14 protein-coding genes are annotated in these 14412 nt (G+C 40.6%); 13 read left to right on the top strand and 1 reads right to left on the bottom strand.

Translation table 11 applies throughout. The features are described 5' to 3' along the window. Nucleotide 1: 1 nt before the first annotated feature. From BW976_RS21885 to BW976_RS21820, 13 genes are all read left to right on the top strand, one after another. Nucleotides 2-619 carry a hypothetical protein gene (locus tag BW976_RS21885; RefSeq protein ID WP_139332380.1) on the top strand — a complete coding sequence of 206 codons (618 nt, stop codon included), beginning with the start codon at nucleotides 2-4 and terminating at the stop codon, nucleotides 617-619. A gap of 18 nt (nucleotides 620-637) precedes the next feature. After that, nucleotides 638-2398: a type VI secretion system Vgr family protein gene (locus BW976_RS21880; RefSeq protein ID WP_076376512.1), complete on the top strand. Its 1761-nt coding sequence runs from the start codon at nucleotides 638-640 to the stop codon at nucleotides 2396-2398. A gap of 5 nt (nucleotides 2399-2403) precedes the next feature. After that, nucleotides 2404-3309, top strand: a complete 906-nt coding sequence (locus tag BW976_RS21875; RefSeq protein ID WP_076376510.1) for a hypothetical protein — start codon at nucleotides 2404-2406, stop codon at nucleotides 3307-3309. 1 nt (nucleotide 3310) lies between these two features. Beyond that, nucleotides 3311-4654, top strand: coding sequence for a PAAR-like protein (locus tag BW976_RS21870; RefSeq protein WP_076376508.1), 1344 nt, complete (start codon nucleotides 3311-3313; stop codon nucleotides 4652-4654). A 70-nt stretch (nucleotides 4655-4724) separates the two neighbouring features. Beyond that, entirely contained in the window at nucleotides 4725-5267 is a 543-nt protein-coding gene (locus tag BW976_RS21865) for a hypothetical protein (RefSeq protein ID WP_139332379.1), read from the top strand. A gap of 10 nt (nucleotides 5268-5277) precedes the next feature. Next, nucleotides 5278-5787, top strand: a complete 510-nt coding sequence (locus tag BW976_RS21860) for a hypothetical protein (protein WP_076376504.1) — start codon at nucleotides 5278-5280, stop codon at nucleotides 5785-5787. Between the two features lie 207 nt (nucleotides 5788-5994). Next, on the top strand, nucleotides 5995-6390 hold the full coding sequence (locus BW976_RS21855) for a tetratricopeptide repeat protein (protein ID WP_076376502.1): 396 nt from the start codon (nucleotides 5995-5997) through the stop codon (nucleotides 6388-6390). Between the two features lie 128 nt (nucleotides 6391-6518). After that, nucleotides 6519-8390: a type VI secretion system Vgr family protein gene (locus BW976_RS21850; RefSeq protein ID WP_076376500.1), complete on the top strand. Its 1872-nt coding sequence runs from the start codon at nucleotides 6519-6521 to the stop codon at nucleotides 8388-8390. A gap of 2 nt (nucleotides 8391-8392) precedes the next feature. Beyond that, the gene (locus BW976_RS21845) at nucleotides 8393-9271 is read left to right on the top strand and encodes a hypothetical protein (protein WP_076376498.1); all 879 of its coding nucleotides are present in this window, start codon (nucleotides 8393-8395) and stop codon (nucleotides 9269-9271) included. Between the two features lie 38 nt (nucleotides 9272-9309). Next, nucleotides 9310-10668 carry a PAAR-like protein gene (locus BW976_RS28925; protein WP_084192302.1) on the top strand — a complete coding sequence of 453 codons (1359 nt, stop codon included), beginning with the start codon at nucleotides 9310-9312 and terminating at the stop codon, nucleotides 10666-10668. 20 nt (nucleotides 10669-10688) lie between these two features. Next, nucleotides 10689-11456, top strand: coding sequence for a PoNe immunity protein domain-containing protein (locus tag BW976_RS21830; protein ID WP_076376496.1), 768 nt, complete (start codon nucleotides 10689-10691; stop codon nucleotides 11454-11456). A gap of 307 nt (nucleotides 11457-11763) precedes the next feature. Continuing rightward, the gene (locus BW976_RS21825) at nucleotides 11764-12513 is read left to right on the top strand and encodes an SDR family NAD(P)-dependent oxidoreductase (RefSeq protein ID WP_076376494.1); all 750 of its coding nucleotides are present in this window, start codon (nucleotides 11764-11766) and stop codon (nucleotides 12511-12513) included. A gap of 155 nt (nucleotides 12514-12668) precedes the next feature. Continuing rightward, the gene (locus BW976_RS21820; protein ID WP_076376492.1) at nucleotides 12669-13250 is read left to right on the top strand and encodes a TetR/AcrR family transcriptional regulator; all 582 of its coding nucleotides are present in this window, start codon (nucleotides 12669-12671) and stop codon (nucleotides 13248-13250) included. A 31-nt stretch (nucleotides 13251-13281) separates the two neighbouring features. On the opposite strand, the gene BW976_RS21815 is transcribed toward BW976_RS21820, so the two are convergent. After that, on the bottom strand, nucleotides 13282-14370 hold the full coding sequence (locus BW976_RS21815; protein ID WP_076376490.1) for a hypothetical protein: 1089 nt from the start codon (nucleotides 14368-14370) through the stop codon (nucleotides 13282-13284). Nucleotides 14371-14412 lie beyond the last annotated feature (42 nt).

The raw sequence follows: 14412 nt of genomic DNA, 5'->3' as shown, positions 1-14412 counted from the left end.
CATGATAAAAAAGATCACATATGTTTTGACTTGTCAGCTTATTATGCTGGCTTGTGCTACCATGGGTTGCAAGGGTAATACGCCTGTGCAAATCAAAGATAGTACAGCACTTAATAAACCGCAAGCTGATCGGGCGGTTAAAACCAGTGTCCCAACTAAAAGTAATGATGAGCAACAATTTCGGGCATTTCTTAAGAAGTTTAAAGCCTCGGTAAAAAATGTAGATAAAGAACAGCTAAAAAACATGTTTTATTTTCCGCTGCAAACACAGCCTCAATGGACTGCCGAAGATATGAAGGCAACCACCATAAATCCGGCAGAGGGTCTGGTGAGTGTTGCGGAATATCCGAAATACGAAGGAACTATTTTCAGTAAAGACGCCTTGCGGCTGATACCCCAAAGCCGGGAGGATGATCTGTCTGAAATTGATAACACAACAACAGAAAATTACTACATCACACTAAAAAAGGCAACTGACAAAGGCAGTACCTTATATGAACTGCAGCAGCAGTACGAACAAAAGAATGGCAAAGAAACTTCATATGGTTTTGTGTTTGGGAGGGTAAAGGGCCAGTATAAAGTTATAAGTTATTTCTGCCCCTGGCCGCTTAAAGACTAAGGGATTATTTACCAAATTATGGAAAAGAAATTAATAGTTGATATCAACATAGAAGGGACGGCCATAACACACTTTTCAACGTTTAACCTTGATCAGCGTTTTAACGAGCACCACACGTTTCAGTTACGGTTTAACCACGACCAGGTTGAAGAATACAACCAGGTAACGCTACAAAACTCCAAAGACTTTATAGGGAAAAACATAACGGTACAATTTGGGGTAGCCAGCGGGAGTGAAAACATATTTAGCGGTATAGTAACCAAAGTAGAGCTATCGCAGAGCCATGGTTTTCATGGGGATATACTGGTAAGTGGTTTTAGTCCAGGCATACTGATAGACCGTGGCCCCGACCTGGGCTCGTACCTGAACAAGGATCTGAAAACGATCATCCAGCTGGCCACACAAGATGCACCGCAAAACGATCTGAAGTTTAATATCAAACCTACCAATACCTCACCGATAGATTATCTCATCCAATACCGGGAAAGCGATTACGATTTTATTAACCGGTTATCGGCGGAGTATTATGAATGGTTTTATTACGATGGACAAAAACTAAACTTTGGTAAACCGGATAAACTGGAAGAAGTAAGCCTGATTTATGGTCGCGACCTGCATAGCCTGCAATATGCCATGCAGATAGCCCCGCTAAAACAAAACAAATTTGCGTATAACCCCAAGCAGGATACATTGCTAAAAGCCGAACCACAGGGAGCCGCAGGAGGTAACCCGGACGTATCCCATGCGATAGATGCCTCTAATAAGGTATTCAGCAAGGTTTTCAATGGCCCGATGGAGGTGCGGGTGAACTCGCAGAAAGAGATCAGTGATTTTGTAAACAATGAGCAAAAAGCGCAGATAGCGGAGCTGGTGAACATTATAGGCAATGGGGATAACCCGCAGGTAGGCCTGGGTAAGGTATTAAATGTGAGCACCAGCATGAAGGGCGCCACGAGTTTTGAGTTGCAGGATTTTGGCAAGTTCCTGGTAACGGCGGTTTATCACCAGATAGATGGGGTGGGCCACTACCAGAATACCTTTGAAGGTGTAACAGCCGATACGGAACGCCTGCCGGTGAATGATGCTGCAAAGCCAAATCCGGATATGCAGCTGGCTAATGTAACTGACAATAACGACCCGGATAAACAAGGACGCATCAAGGTGAAATTCAAATGGCAGTGCCAATCCAATGATGATACCGAGTGGCTGCGTGTAATGAGCCCAAATGCAGGTCATGGGGATACTGGCAAAAACAGGGGCTTCTTAGTAGTGCCTGAAAAAGGCGATCAGGTTATTATTGCTTTTGAAGAAGGTAATATTGCCCGGCCAGTGGTTATGGGCAGTGTTTATCATAGCAATAACGTAGATAGCGGTGGTTTTACCAATAGTGGTATAAAAGGGATGACATCAAACAAGGGGAGTAGCCTGAAGTTTTTTGATGATGCAGAACACGCTTTAACATTGGCCACATCGCTTTCCAATATGATACATGTTGATGAACTTACAGGGATGATTAACGTACAATCAGCAGTTGGTATCAAAATAGTAACAGGGGATAGTTCAATAACGCTAAATAAAGACGGAACAATAGATCTTGTTGGTAAAACAATTAATATACAAGGAACAGATGCTATTAATGCCAATGCAGATAAAAACACTGGTAGTACAGTAAAAATTGGCACACTGGCCCAAACGGGCGTTATTATTAACGCAAGCACGATAGATTCAACTTCAAAAGATAAGCATACAATTCACGGATCAGAGGTAGATATAAATTAATTATTATGAGTGTTTTTAAGTTTTTTGAAGAATCTAAATCTGAAAAAGTTGGCCCCCCTTCGGGCGATATTAGATCAATTGCACTTATGTTGCAACCCAACAAAAATCAGCGTTTTGAAATCAGCTATAATATCAGATTCTTCGCAATGGGGCAAATGGTGGTGGATGTACGTACATCCACTATCTGGTTGCTGAAAGTAATTGATTCTTTTGAAAATGGCACTTTGGTTGATGTAGAAGTTGAAGACCAGCAAACATTTAATAGTAACCCTATAATGAATGAAATGCAGGATTTTGCGAAGGCCTTTAACTATCCTACTAAAATGCTGGTAATAAAACTAATGTCTTTAGGTAAAATTGAGCGTGTACTAAATCAGGAAGAAATATTTTCGCGTTGGGAAGAAATAAAAGAAGAGGCACTTAAGCCTTTGGAAAAAGCGGATACGGACAAAGAAATTCTTCAAAAAGGTGACATTCAATTTAGTGATACATTGCCAGCATTAAAAGAAACATTGCTTTACAGTATATTTTTTGGTGCATTTTATGGTACAAAGACCGTTGGAGATAATAATATAGTTGATACAGGGGAATATAATTCACAGCTTTTCCAAACCAAATCAATTCCTTTTGAGTTAAAAGAAAAAGTTACAGATATAAAACCTGGTAGCATTAACATTACGCAGAGTGCTTCGCTAATTAATGATTTGCAAGTTCAAGAAGAGTTTGGTAAACTTTATGATGAAATGTATAAGCAAATATGTGGACCTGATTTTAACTATCAATATAAGTTGCTGGTTGATTATAATATAGATTCAACCAGTGGATTAATAAATGAGTGTAATGCCTCGCTCCGGGAAAAGGCTAATGATATGTTATACTATCAAGCAGATTATACAATTAAACGTATTTAATATGACACAGCTATATGTTCCGGACAAAGCGTATTTGGTTTGTTCAGATGGAATGCACACGCAGCAAATAAAGGTAAATAGCCAAAGTACAATAAAAATTGCCAATGGTAGGTTAGCCGCAACTATAAAAGACCGTACGGGCGCCAATTTTGTTTGTGGCAAAATGGTTTTGGCGTTTGCCATTATCGGAGTACTTGTGGCTGCTTTTATAGCTGCTGCTGTGGTTTTATCGGGCGGTACTTTAGCCGTTGGACTGGGTGTAATGCTGGCAGCAGGTGCCGTTGGTGGTGCCGGAGCGGGGTTAGGCTTAGCAATGATGCCCTGTACTTGCGCGCTTTTGACTATGCCACATGATTGGCAGCCAGTTCATCCTAAAGTATTGATTGAAAAGAAAAAGGCACTCATAGAAAAATCTATTGTGCCCTGCATATTAGGCGGCAATATTAAAGTGTTGTATTCAAAAGAAGCAGCTGAAGCAGAAGCTTCATTAAACCGTGGTAAAACAATAGCCGGCGTTGCTGCTATTGCATCCATTGCATTTATTGCGGGTACGGCGGCGGCAGCAGCAGGTAATGCATTTGTTGCCGTAAAAAGTTCTTTTTTAACTTATGGATTTGTATCGGGTATGTTACATATCGGTGGCATCGTTGGTGTAGGTGGAGCTTCATATGGTGCAAATTCTTTATATGATTGGACCAAGAAAAAAACGGGGGCTGATGGATATATCACCGGGGAAGCTTATAAAGAACATGACGAAGATCATAAAAAATTAGATGACGTAGTTGATTTTGCAACAGATAAGAGGGTAGGTGCGCCAATTGATGCCCTTGGTAGTGCTGGTGAAATCTCAGAACATCAAACCTCTGCTTTAAACACCACTACGCAAACAACCCAAACTTTAAGCAGAAATAGTGTTTTTGTAGCATCGTCTGATGGAACATTAAGAGCACCAGGAACAGTTTCTGCAACACAAACAACAACAGTATCATCTAATGCTATCCCTTCTGCCTCCGCCTCTCGTATCCCTTCCAACCTTTCATCAGTACAAGAAGCAACTACTATAAGAAGTACTCCAAGTACGTTAGAGATGTCACGTATAAATAGCGTTACTGAATACTCTACCCAATTCAATAACAAAACTATATTGGCGGGATCTTTTAAAGCATTTAGTGGTAAATATGGGTTAGGTGTTGCAAAAGGAATGGGTACAAATATGTTGATCGATGCTATTAGGGCAGGTGGCAACTGGCTGGTTGCTTCTGATATTAAGGAATTAATGGATGCAATGGCCAATGCCGAAGTAGCATCCAGGAAATCTATTACAGTGGTCGAGGATGAAGTATAATCTTTTTTTGATGGGAACTATATTGATCCCACTATTATTTTTTTTCTATATTATTTACCATGTTATACAGATGGATAGATCAATTGTAAAGCAGGAGGGTACAATAGCGGAATTTAAAAAAGAATCGGCTGGTGCCCGTTCTGATCGTGTTGATGTTTTTCAGTTAGAGGAGTACCCAGCTCTTTTTAGTCGTTCTTATTCCGGTATAAACAGACTTATAGCACCCAACTTACGGGAATTTATTTACCAGCCACCACCACCAAGTGAGATAGAAGATGTTTATTACCAACATCCGATTCTTAAATCTAAAAAAGAAAGATTGGTTACATTTTATATTCCCGCGAAAGATCTGGCTAATTTAAATAGTACAGATGATAAGATACCTTATTTGTATTTAAAATTCAAATCGGAGCCTGTTTCTTCAGTAGGATACTATCTTGATACATATGTATATGTGTATAAAACATACTTTGGTGTATTGGCTACATTTATATCACTTTTACTCTTCATTGCCTGTTGTGTTGGGGCAGCTGGAAGATATCAACATAATAATCTTTTTTTGGGATATGTTGCCTTTATAATAATCGTGCATGTCTTAATTTTTATATTTTAATAATATTCAAATGGAAACACCTACCGCGTCTATAAGGTTACGTTTACCTATTCCTATTGGAAAAACCTTAACGATTGGTTTTATATTTATCTTTTCTTATTTGATTGTATTAGTATTAATTTTTGCTTTTCAGAATAGTATAGCATCCGTTTTAGGTATTAATCCGGCGCACATATCAATTATTTTATTAATGTTTATTGTGTTTTTACCCTGGGCATTCGTCGCTTGGCAAATGTTGCGCAGACTTACCAAAACAGGTACACTTAGTTTATATTCAGATTATCTTACTATTACTAATCAGCAAAATGAAGTAATAAAGGATTACCCGGCCAATTTTATTTCATCAGTAAAAATGCAAAATCTTATTTTTCATTTTGAATTTAAAGATGGTTATCGTTTCAATGTGATAAACCTGGCTATGGATAAAAACTATCCACAGGAGTTAGCTGAATTTAATCCTTTGCTTTTAGTGTTTTTAAGCAACAATAATATTCCATTTCAGAAAGGAAGAATTTTATAAGTAACTTAATTGTTTTGGGTAGCCATAATTGGAGAAATAATAAGCAATCTTATTACAGAACACATGCAAAGAGAATTACTACTCGATTCAATTGAACCGGAGGAGGTGGCAAAAGAAAAAATTGGACTGTTTGCTCAAAGATAAAACGATATAAAACTAAATTTTTAATATTATATTATTACTGGCAACATTAATAATGATATTTATATGAAAAGGATAATTGTAATTGTAGCGAGTATTTTTATACTTATTCTTATTGGCCGGTTATTCTATTCCATTTTGTTTAATAATGATAGTACAACTAATATTCAAAATATCAAAAACGATGTAGAATCTGGGCAGTATGATTATAATAAGGGTACCCAGCAAATGAATAGTCGAAATTTCCCGGAAGCGGAGAAGCATTTTTTAGAAGCCTTAAAATATAAAGATCATTTAAGTAAAGAAACCTATGTTAATACACTTGTTAATTTAGGGATATGCTGTGTGAATCAAGAAAAACCTGACCAAGCCAAAGAGTATTGGCAGCAGGCCGCTGATCTGGGGGATAAAGATGCCGCCAATAATTTAAAAGTATTAAATGAACGGTTGAAACATAAATAGTTAATCTAAAAAATGCTATAAAAAACCTCAATGTAATATTGCTTTGAGGGAGGTAACAAGGTGATATAAAGTTATAAATTATTTCTGCCGCTGCCGGTTAGGGGGCGTGGCTTACATACCTAAGAATTATGGAAAAGAAATTAATAGTTGATATCAACATAGAAGGGACTTCGATAACGCACTTTTCAACATTTAACCTTGATCAGCGTTTTAACGAGCACCATACGTTCCAGCTACGGTTTAACCACGACCAGGTTGAAGAATACAACCAGGTAACGCTACAAAACTCCAAAGACTTTATCGGAAAAAACATAACGGTACAGTTTGGGGTAGCCAGCGGGAGCGAAAACATATTTAGCGGTATAGTAACCAAAGTAGAACTATCGCAGAGCCATGGTTTTCATGGGGATATACTGGTAAGTGGTTTTAGTCCGGGTATACTGATAGACCGTGGCCCCGACCTGGGCTCTTATCTGAATAAAGATCTGAAAACGATCATCCAACTGGCCACACAGGATGCACCGCAAAACGATCTGAAGTTTAATATCAAACCTACCAATACCTCACCGATAGATTATCTCATCCAATACCGGGAAAGCGATTATGATTTTATTAACCGGTTATCGGCGGAGTATTATGAATGGTTTTATTACGATGGACAAAAACTAAACTTTGGTAAACCGGATAAACTGGAAGAAGTAAGCCTGATTTATGGTCGCGACCTGCATAGCCTGCAATATGCCATGCAGATAGCCCCGCTAAAACAAAACAAATTTGCCTATAACCCCAAACAGGACACATTGCTAAAAGCCGAACCACAGGGAGCCGCAGGAGGTAACCCGGACGTATCCCATGCGATAGATGCCTCTAATAAGGTATTCAGCAAGGTTTTCAATGGCCCGATGGAAGTACGGGTGAACTCGCAGAAAGAGATCAGTGATTTTGTAAACAATGAGCAAAAAGCGCAGATAGCGGAGCTGGTGAACATTATAGGCAATGGGGATAACCCGCAGGTAGGCCTGGGTAAGGTATTAAATGTGAGCACCAGCATGAAGGGCGCCACGAGTTTCGAATTGCAGGATTTTGGCAAGTTCCTGGTAACAGCGGTTTACCACCAGATAGATGGCGTGGGGCACTACCAGAATACCTTTGAAGGCGTAACAGCCGACACGGAACGCCTGCCGGTGAATGAAGCCGTTAAGCCTAACCCGGATATGCAATTGGCTGATGTAGTTGATAATGCAGATCCGGATGGGCATGGACGCGTCAAAGTAAAGTTCAAATGGCAATGTCAATCCAATGATGTGACAGAATGGTTAAGGGTAGTTACCCCGGATGCCGGCAGTTCTGATAAAGTAAGTAAGAACCGGGGTTTTGTTTTTATTCCGGAAGTTGGCGACCAGGTTTTGGTAGCGTTTGAAGAGGGTAACATCGCGCGGCCCATTATTATAGGCAGTATGTTTAGCGGCAAAACGGGTAGCGGCGGAAACCAAAACAATAAAGTAAAAGCGCTTACTACCCGCAGTGGTAATACGGTGATATTGGATGATAGTAATGGCAGTGTTAATGTTAAAGATCCGAGCGGTAATGTGGTTACCCTTAACGGCGATGGAACAGTGACCATCTCTGCCCCGAACACCATTACCCTGGTATCAAAAGATATTAATATAAACGCTGGCAATAGCATAAACATAACGGCTGCACCAGCTAAAGAAGGCGGCGGAGAGGGTGTTATTAGCATGACAGCCAAAAAATCTATCGGGGTTACTGCTCAGGATGAAGGAATTACGACAAATGCCAAAAAGGATATTTCGTTTACCAGCGAAACAGAGAGTATAAAACTATCGGCTACAGCAAAAGATGTAACCATAGATGCACCCGCGGGTAAAATTTCAGCTTCGGGCAAAACAGCCGAGATCAGCTCATCCGATAAAATGCATATCGATGGTGGTAACCTGGCACATATCATCGCGGCTGATGTGGAAATTAATCAATCCTGATCATGAAGCTGTCATTTGGAACCGATTTTGAAAATGCCTGGTACCAGGTTACATCGTCTAACCGTACCATTGCCGGTACAAAAGTATTAGAGTTTGTACAGGACAGGTGGGTACAGATACAACTGATCAACGAGGATGAGAAGCAGCGGATTTTTGAATATACTTTGCTTGATCAAACCATGGAAGGATCGGCACTGATTCATGAATGGGCGGCCGATATGGAATGGCTGCAATCGCCGGTACAGATCATTACCGATCTGGAAGGGAAATTTATTGGTATTGATAATTTTAGCCAATTTATAATGCAATGGAATAAGGGCTACCGGGCAAAAATCGCCAATAAATACCAAAATCAAGAAGGTATTCAGGTAATGCTTGCCGAAACCGAAAAGTTGCTAAAAGACCCTAAACGCTTTTTGCAAAACTTTATGGGTTATAGTCATTACCGGTGCTTTTTTCAACCTTTTTATAAAGAGCTGGAGAGTACCGAAGAATATCCGCTATTGCTTAAAGGCTTTTTTGGTTTGGTTGATCTCCCCTTGATCATTAACGCTCATAACGAGCAGACCGGGGAATGGATAAAAATAACCAATAGCGCAGAGATCGATAACGAAAAGTTTGACCGGAAATCTTTTGTGCGGATGATGAAGGATCTCACCAATATGTATAATCTAAAAGTTGATCTTCAAAGCGAAATGGAGGAGATATATCTATTTAAAAATAATGTATTACAAAGCGCCGATCTGTATTTACAGTTACACGTGCCGTCATTTTACACCGTAGTAAACGCGCATCAATGTAAGCGGATAGCGCAAGCCGAATTACCCAAATCAAGTAGCAAAAAAGCCAATATTTTTAAAAATAATGTGCTAATGGTATAATATAAAGGAAGTGTTTCACCGCCTTAAAGTTATATAAGATGTCAAAGAAATATATCCCGGATAATAGCTGCCTTACCTGCGATAAAGGCTCAAGCCCCTGCAGGCTCAAGGTTACCCATCATAACAATACCAAAATATATGGTGAGTACTTAGCCAGTGAAATGGATATGATTCCTGGCGAAAATATCCAACCAATGGGCAGGTGCTCAGCTACAGGCGGCGCTTGCCAGTTTGAGCCTATTTATTGGGATAAAACCAATAAAGGGGTAAAGGTTAATGGCTATAAACTGTTGTTTGAAGATGCCAACCTGCTTTGCAAAAAGGGAGGAAAAATAAAGGTAGACTTTAATGCTCCCAGCGGAAGCAGCAATGGAGCTCTCACTGGCGCCGGCGCCGGTGTATTTACTTACGGCGATTACACCAATACTTTAGATATTTTACAAAGAGGTACCATTTATGATGTAGAGAATGGCAAAATAAGCCTGGTACGCCCCAACAGCCCAACCGATTACCGCAGGCATGGTAATTACGGGGAGATGAAAGATAATGTTTACCACAGGCAGGAAGGTTATCGGGATATAAGAAGCGAACACCCTGTAATTAACATTGATAAACCTACGGCCTCTGGCATAGATGGCGCTTATGCAAGACGAACCACGCTTAAAGGGACTGACACAAAGTATAATACCGCTTCTATAGCAAATACAAATAATGGGCGCGAATTAGATACCAGGTGGACAAGAAACCATATTGATAATGGAGCCATTAATCCTGCCGATGAAGAGGCATTTGCAAGGGCCAATAATAACGGAACACTTGTCCGCGAAGTAACCCGGGTAAAGCCTGATGGTACTATGACTTCCGAAACCTTAAACGACAGGGGTTTTAAAGCTACCCGCGGGCAAAGCGAAGCATTGGAGATCCAAACATCAAGGGCCGGTGGTATGATGAACAGTGTACGGTCGTCTTTGCGAAATTCAAAGGCGTTAACCGCACTTTCAGAGTCAAATTTCTCCCAGGCTGTTCGCAGTAGTAAATATGCCACCGGGGCTAATGATGGCTTGTTTAAAGCTAGCCAGGCAATTGCCAGGTCGCCGGCACTAAGCGTTGCCGGTAAAGTTGCAGGGAGGGGCCTTATTGTTGTTGGTGTAGCAATTGATGCTTATAACATATATTCGGCCTACGAAGAGGAAGGTGGCTTTGGCGAAAAAACAAAAGAAGCTGTTGGGGGCGCTGCCGGAGGGCTTGCTGGCGGAATAGCCGGGGCAGAGTTAGGCGCCATCATAGGTACAGCTATATGTCCGGGTGTTGGCACAGTTGTAGGAGGGATAGTTGGCGGTGTGATAGGCGGGATTGCCGGTAGTGGTTTGGGTAAAACAATTGCAAGTTGGTTTTAAACATAAATTAATATATAACAATGGGGTTTTTTAACAGCATATTCGGAAATTCTAAGGCCGAACCCAACAAACAGATCAGGGCTCAGTTTAAGGACGAGGCTTTTTTTGATTCAATGATCAAAAAGAAACAGCGTAACCTGGAGATATATTCGGAAGATAATGAGAAGCTAAAAAGCGAAGGCAAACTTAAGCCTTATAATCAATGGGCAATTGCAATGGAATACCTTGATCTGGTGTACATCAATTACTCGATGAATAACGACATTAGCACATGTTATGATAATTTTTTAAAAGGTACTGATTATTACGGGATTGGCTGGGACGCCGATGCGTTTTATGCCGATATGATTGATATGGTTTCTTTGGGTTATCTGTTAAACATTCCGGATGAAGAGTTTAAAAAAATTGTCAATTATGTTTCCCAGTCTGATGAAGGATCGAGCTTTGACGATTGGCAGCCCGACGGCTTGCTTTGGTATATTATCAACGCTAAAAACGCAACCGGGAAAATCCCCGAAGATGTAATTTATAAAAAGCTGTACGGTGAAATATTTGCGTTAACCAAACTGCCCAAGAACGAAGCCGAAAGGGCGATGAAAACTTATTTAGAAAATTGGTACGCACTGCATAAAGATGATCCCTGGTACGATGCCCATAAAAAAGAACGGGCATATCGGGGGTACTGGTGCTGGGAAGCCGGTGCGATAACCAAAATAATGGGACTTGATGATAGCAGCTATAAAGATAATCCATATTACCCTTATGATATGGTGCATTGGAAAGACTAGTTACTGAGTATACTCTTAACAGATTTATTGTCAGTTTTTAAAAGCTGGTCTTGATTTGGAACATTTCAAATCAGGATCGGCTTTTATTATTTAGGAGTAAGATCAACTAACTTCGGAACAATATTTTCCTTCTATGAATATTGGGGCTTTTGGTAGCTACCGCGATGTTATCAACACCAAAAATGATTAAGAACAATCTCCATTTGTCATGACAGCATAATATTGTAATTGAATCGGAACGATTGTTCCGTTATGGTATATATTTGCGGAACGATTATTCCAAATAAGAAAATTAATCATTCCAAAAATGAAAAAATTAGAAAATAAAGTAGCGGTTATCACCGGAGCATCAAAAGGTATTGGTGCAGGCATAGCTAAAAGCCTGGCAGCAGCAGGGGCTTCGGTAGTAGTGAATTATGCTTCGGCAAAAGCCGGTGCTGATAAGGTGGTAGAAGAAATTGTGAGTAATGGCGGCAAAGCTATAGCCGTTCAGGGCGATGTTTCAAAAGCCGCAGATATCAGTCGTTTGTTTGAAGAAACCACCAAAGCTTTTGGCGCGGTTGATATCCTGGTGAACAATGCCGGGGTTTATAAATTTGGCGCTATTGAAGAAATTAGCGCCGAAGATTTTCACAATCAGTTTGATACTAATGTGCTGGGCTTATTACTTACCACACAAGGCGCATTGAAAAGCTTTAATGCCGATGGTGGCAGCATCATCAATATCGGTTCGGTAGTGAGTAATATCGCCCCTGTTGGCAGCTCTATTTATACAGCTACCAAAGGTGCGGTTGATGCCATTACCCATGTATTGTCAAAAGAGCTGGGCCCTAAAAAAATCCGTGTTAACTCTATCAACCCCGGTATGGTAGAAACTGAAGGTACGCACACCGCAGGCTTCATCGGCAGCGATTTTCAGGCCGAAACCGAGCGTACCGCACCACTGGGCCGTATCGGGCAGCCAGAAGATATTGCGCTGGTAGCCGTATTCCTGGCTTCAGAAGAGTCTCGCTGGTTAACCGGCGAAACCCTGCTGGCTGGCGGCGGTGTACGGTAAAGATTAGAGCCAGGGTACAAGAGTCAAAAACCAGGAATTCATTTCCCGATGATCTATTTTAAAGGTAAAGCAGGTTTTTTCTTGATTCTTGTCTCTTGTTTCCTGACGTTCAATTAATAGCTTTGCTTAATTATTAGGCAAAGCTATTTGCAGTTATGGCAAGGACTAAAGAGTTTGATGAAAATGAGGTGCTGAACAAGGCAGTGGACCTTTTTTGGTTAAAGGGGTACAATGGTACGTCTATGCAGGACCTTGTAGACGGGCTGGGCATCAGCCGTTCAAGCTTGTATGATACCTATGGCGACAAGTATAACCTGTTTATCAAAGCGCTGGAATGCTATCGATGTACAGCTTCCACTAAAATAACCCACATCATTAGTCGTAATCAGCCTGCCAAAGAAACCATCAAACAGATATTGGAGTTTATTACCGATGAGCTATTAGGCGATAGTAACCGCAAAGGCTGTTTCATGGTGAATGCAGAAGTGGAAGTTGCCCCCCATGATCCCTTGGTGAAGGAAATGGTTTGCCAGAACGACCAGCAGGTGGAAGATATGTTTTACCAGGTTATTAAAAAAGGCCAGGACGATAAAGAAATTGCTTATACGCAGGATGCACGGGCGCTTGCCCGCTCCATCTCCAACACAGTAAAGGGGATGCAGGTAACTGCGAAATCAACCAGTGAGAAAGCTGTTTTTAACGATATTATCAGGCTGACCATGAACATGTTAGGTTAAGTCCCAGTGCTTGAACGCCAGGTTTTAAAGGCTATTTGCAATACCTGCTGATGGCATCGGTTATCATGGATTTATGGTCGCCTAATTGATAACCCAGGTTCAGGTCGGCACAAATTTTATCCTGATCTTCCTTAGGTATGGGTACCTTGTCTTTAGCAGCAAGGATGGTTACTTCTTTTGTTTTTCTCAATGTCCGGCTGTCTTTAAATTCATATTTCCTCAACCTGGCGAAAGCCCGGTTACTGATAGCTTCCATATATAAGGGCTCAATTTCAATGGCCTTATCCAGATCAGCTATGGAGTTATCAAAATCAAAGTTGTCTAATTTCGCTGTCCCGCGGTAAAAATAGAGATCGGAATAACCCGGATTTATTTTTGCCGCATCATCCAGCTTTTTAATCGCGGCAGTATAATCCTCATCTTTCATTAAGGCTAAAGCTTTATCCAAAAGGGCATAAAACTTCGTATCCTCTTTGGGTACCTCCTGTTTGTTATTTACAAATGTTGATTGTCTTTTTAGTTTTCCAGTAGAATAAAAATCCTGCCACAGGCCAATTTCTTTTTCATTGGCAAAGGTTCCTTTTTGCTTGAGCTTGCCATTTAAAAAATACTCCTCCGAGTCGCCATTTTCCAGTCCCCTCGTGTAGGTGTAAGAATACCGCTTGTTGCCATTGGGGTAATAAACCGTTCTGATCCCTTCAACAAAGCCATCCTTCAGGATGCCCTCGCCCTGTTTACGGCCATTCATAAAATAATCAATAAAGGGGCCTGTATATGGTGTAGCGGCATCTTTTAAGTACCACGCCCCATTTTTTCTGACCATTGCTTTGGTTGATACAATAAGTTTTTCCTGGGGTGTACGGGTGAGATATGCTTTTGTAGTGATATAAATGATCTTGTTTGCTTTACCGGCATAACCGGCTGTTTTTATTTTTGATATATCGGTAACCACCTCCAATTTATCAACATCACTATTGAGCATTTGATCATCATCGCTGGGAGTTTCAATAATCGGGCTGCCATCAACAATATATATAACGCTATCTTGACTGGTTTGCGCAAATGATATGGATAGGCTTGAACAAAAAAGTAGCAGAAAGCAGAAAATGATTTTATTCATGAGTGAAAATAAAAAACTTATCTCATGTTTTCATGAAAAATC

The sequence above is a fragment of the Mucilaginibacter lappiensis genome (assembly GCF_900155965.1).
Taxonomy (GTDB): Bacteria; Bacteroidota; Bacteroidia; order Sphingobacteriales; family Sphingobacteriaceae; genus Mucilaginibacter; species Mucilaginibacter lappiensis.
The sequence above is the reverse complement of the archived record's forward strand: the minus strand, read 5'-3'. Positions and strand labels throughout refer to the sequence as shown.

Excerpts from the sequence above, each read along its gene's own strand:
- BW976_RS21885 (WP_139332380.1), top strand. The coding sequence starts at position 2 with ATGATAAAAAAGATCACATATGTTTTGACTTGTCAGCTTATTATGCTG.
- BW976_RS21880 (WP_076376512.1), top strand. The coding sequence starts at position 638 with ATGGAAAAGAAATTAATAGTTGATATCAACATAGAAGGGACGGCCATA.
- BW976_RS21875 (WP_076376510.1), top strand. The coding sequence starts at position 2,404 with ATGAGTGTTTTTAAGTTTTTTGAAGAATCTAAATCTGAAAAAGTTGGC.
- BW976_RS21870 (WP_076376508.1), top strand. The coding sequence starts at position 3,311 with ATGACACAGCTATATGTTCCGGACAAAGCGTATTTGGTTTGTTCAGAT.
- BW976_RS21865 (WP_139332379.1), top strand. The coding sequence starts at position 4,725 with ATGGATAGATCAATTGTAAAGCAGGAGGGTACAATAGCGGAATTTAAA.
- BW976_RS21860 (WP_076376504.1), top strand. The coding sequence starts at position 5,278 with ATGGAAACACCTACCGCGTCTATAAGGTTACGTTTACCTATTCCTATT.
- BW976_RS21855 (WP_076376502.1), top strand. The coding sequence starts at position 5,995 with ATGAAAAGGATAATTGTAATTGTAGCGAGTATTTTTATACTTATTCTT.
- BW976_RS21850 (WP_076376500.1), top strand. The coding sequence starts at position 6,519 with ATGGAAAAGAAATTAATAGTTGATATCAACATAGAAGGGACTTCGATA.
- BW976_RS21845 (WP_076376498.1), top strand. The coding sequence starts at position 8,393 with ATGAAGCTGTCATTTGGAACCGATTTTGAAAATGCCTGGTACCAGGTT.
- BW976_RS28925 (WP_084192302.1), top strand. The coding sequence starts at position 9,310 with ATGTCAAAGAAATATATCCCGGATAATAGCTGCCTTACCTGCGATAAA.
- BW976_RS21830 (WP_076376496.1), top strand. The coding sequence starts at position 10,689 with ATGGGGTTTTTTAACAGCATATTCGGAAATTCTAAGGCCGAACCCAAC.
- BW976_RS21825 (WP_076376494.1), top strand. The coding sequence starts at position 11,764 with ATGAAAAAATTAGAAAATAAAGTAGCGGTTATCACCGGAGCATCAAAA.
- BW976_RS21820 (WP_076376492.1), top strand. The coding sequence starts at position 12,669 with ATGGCAAGGACTAAAGAGTTTGATGAAAATGAGGTGCTGAACAAGGCA.
- BW976_RS21815 (WP_076376490.1), bottom strand. The coding sequence starts at position 14,370 with ATGAATAAAATCATTTTCTGCTTTCTGCTACTTTTTTGTTCAAGCCTA.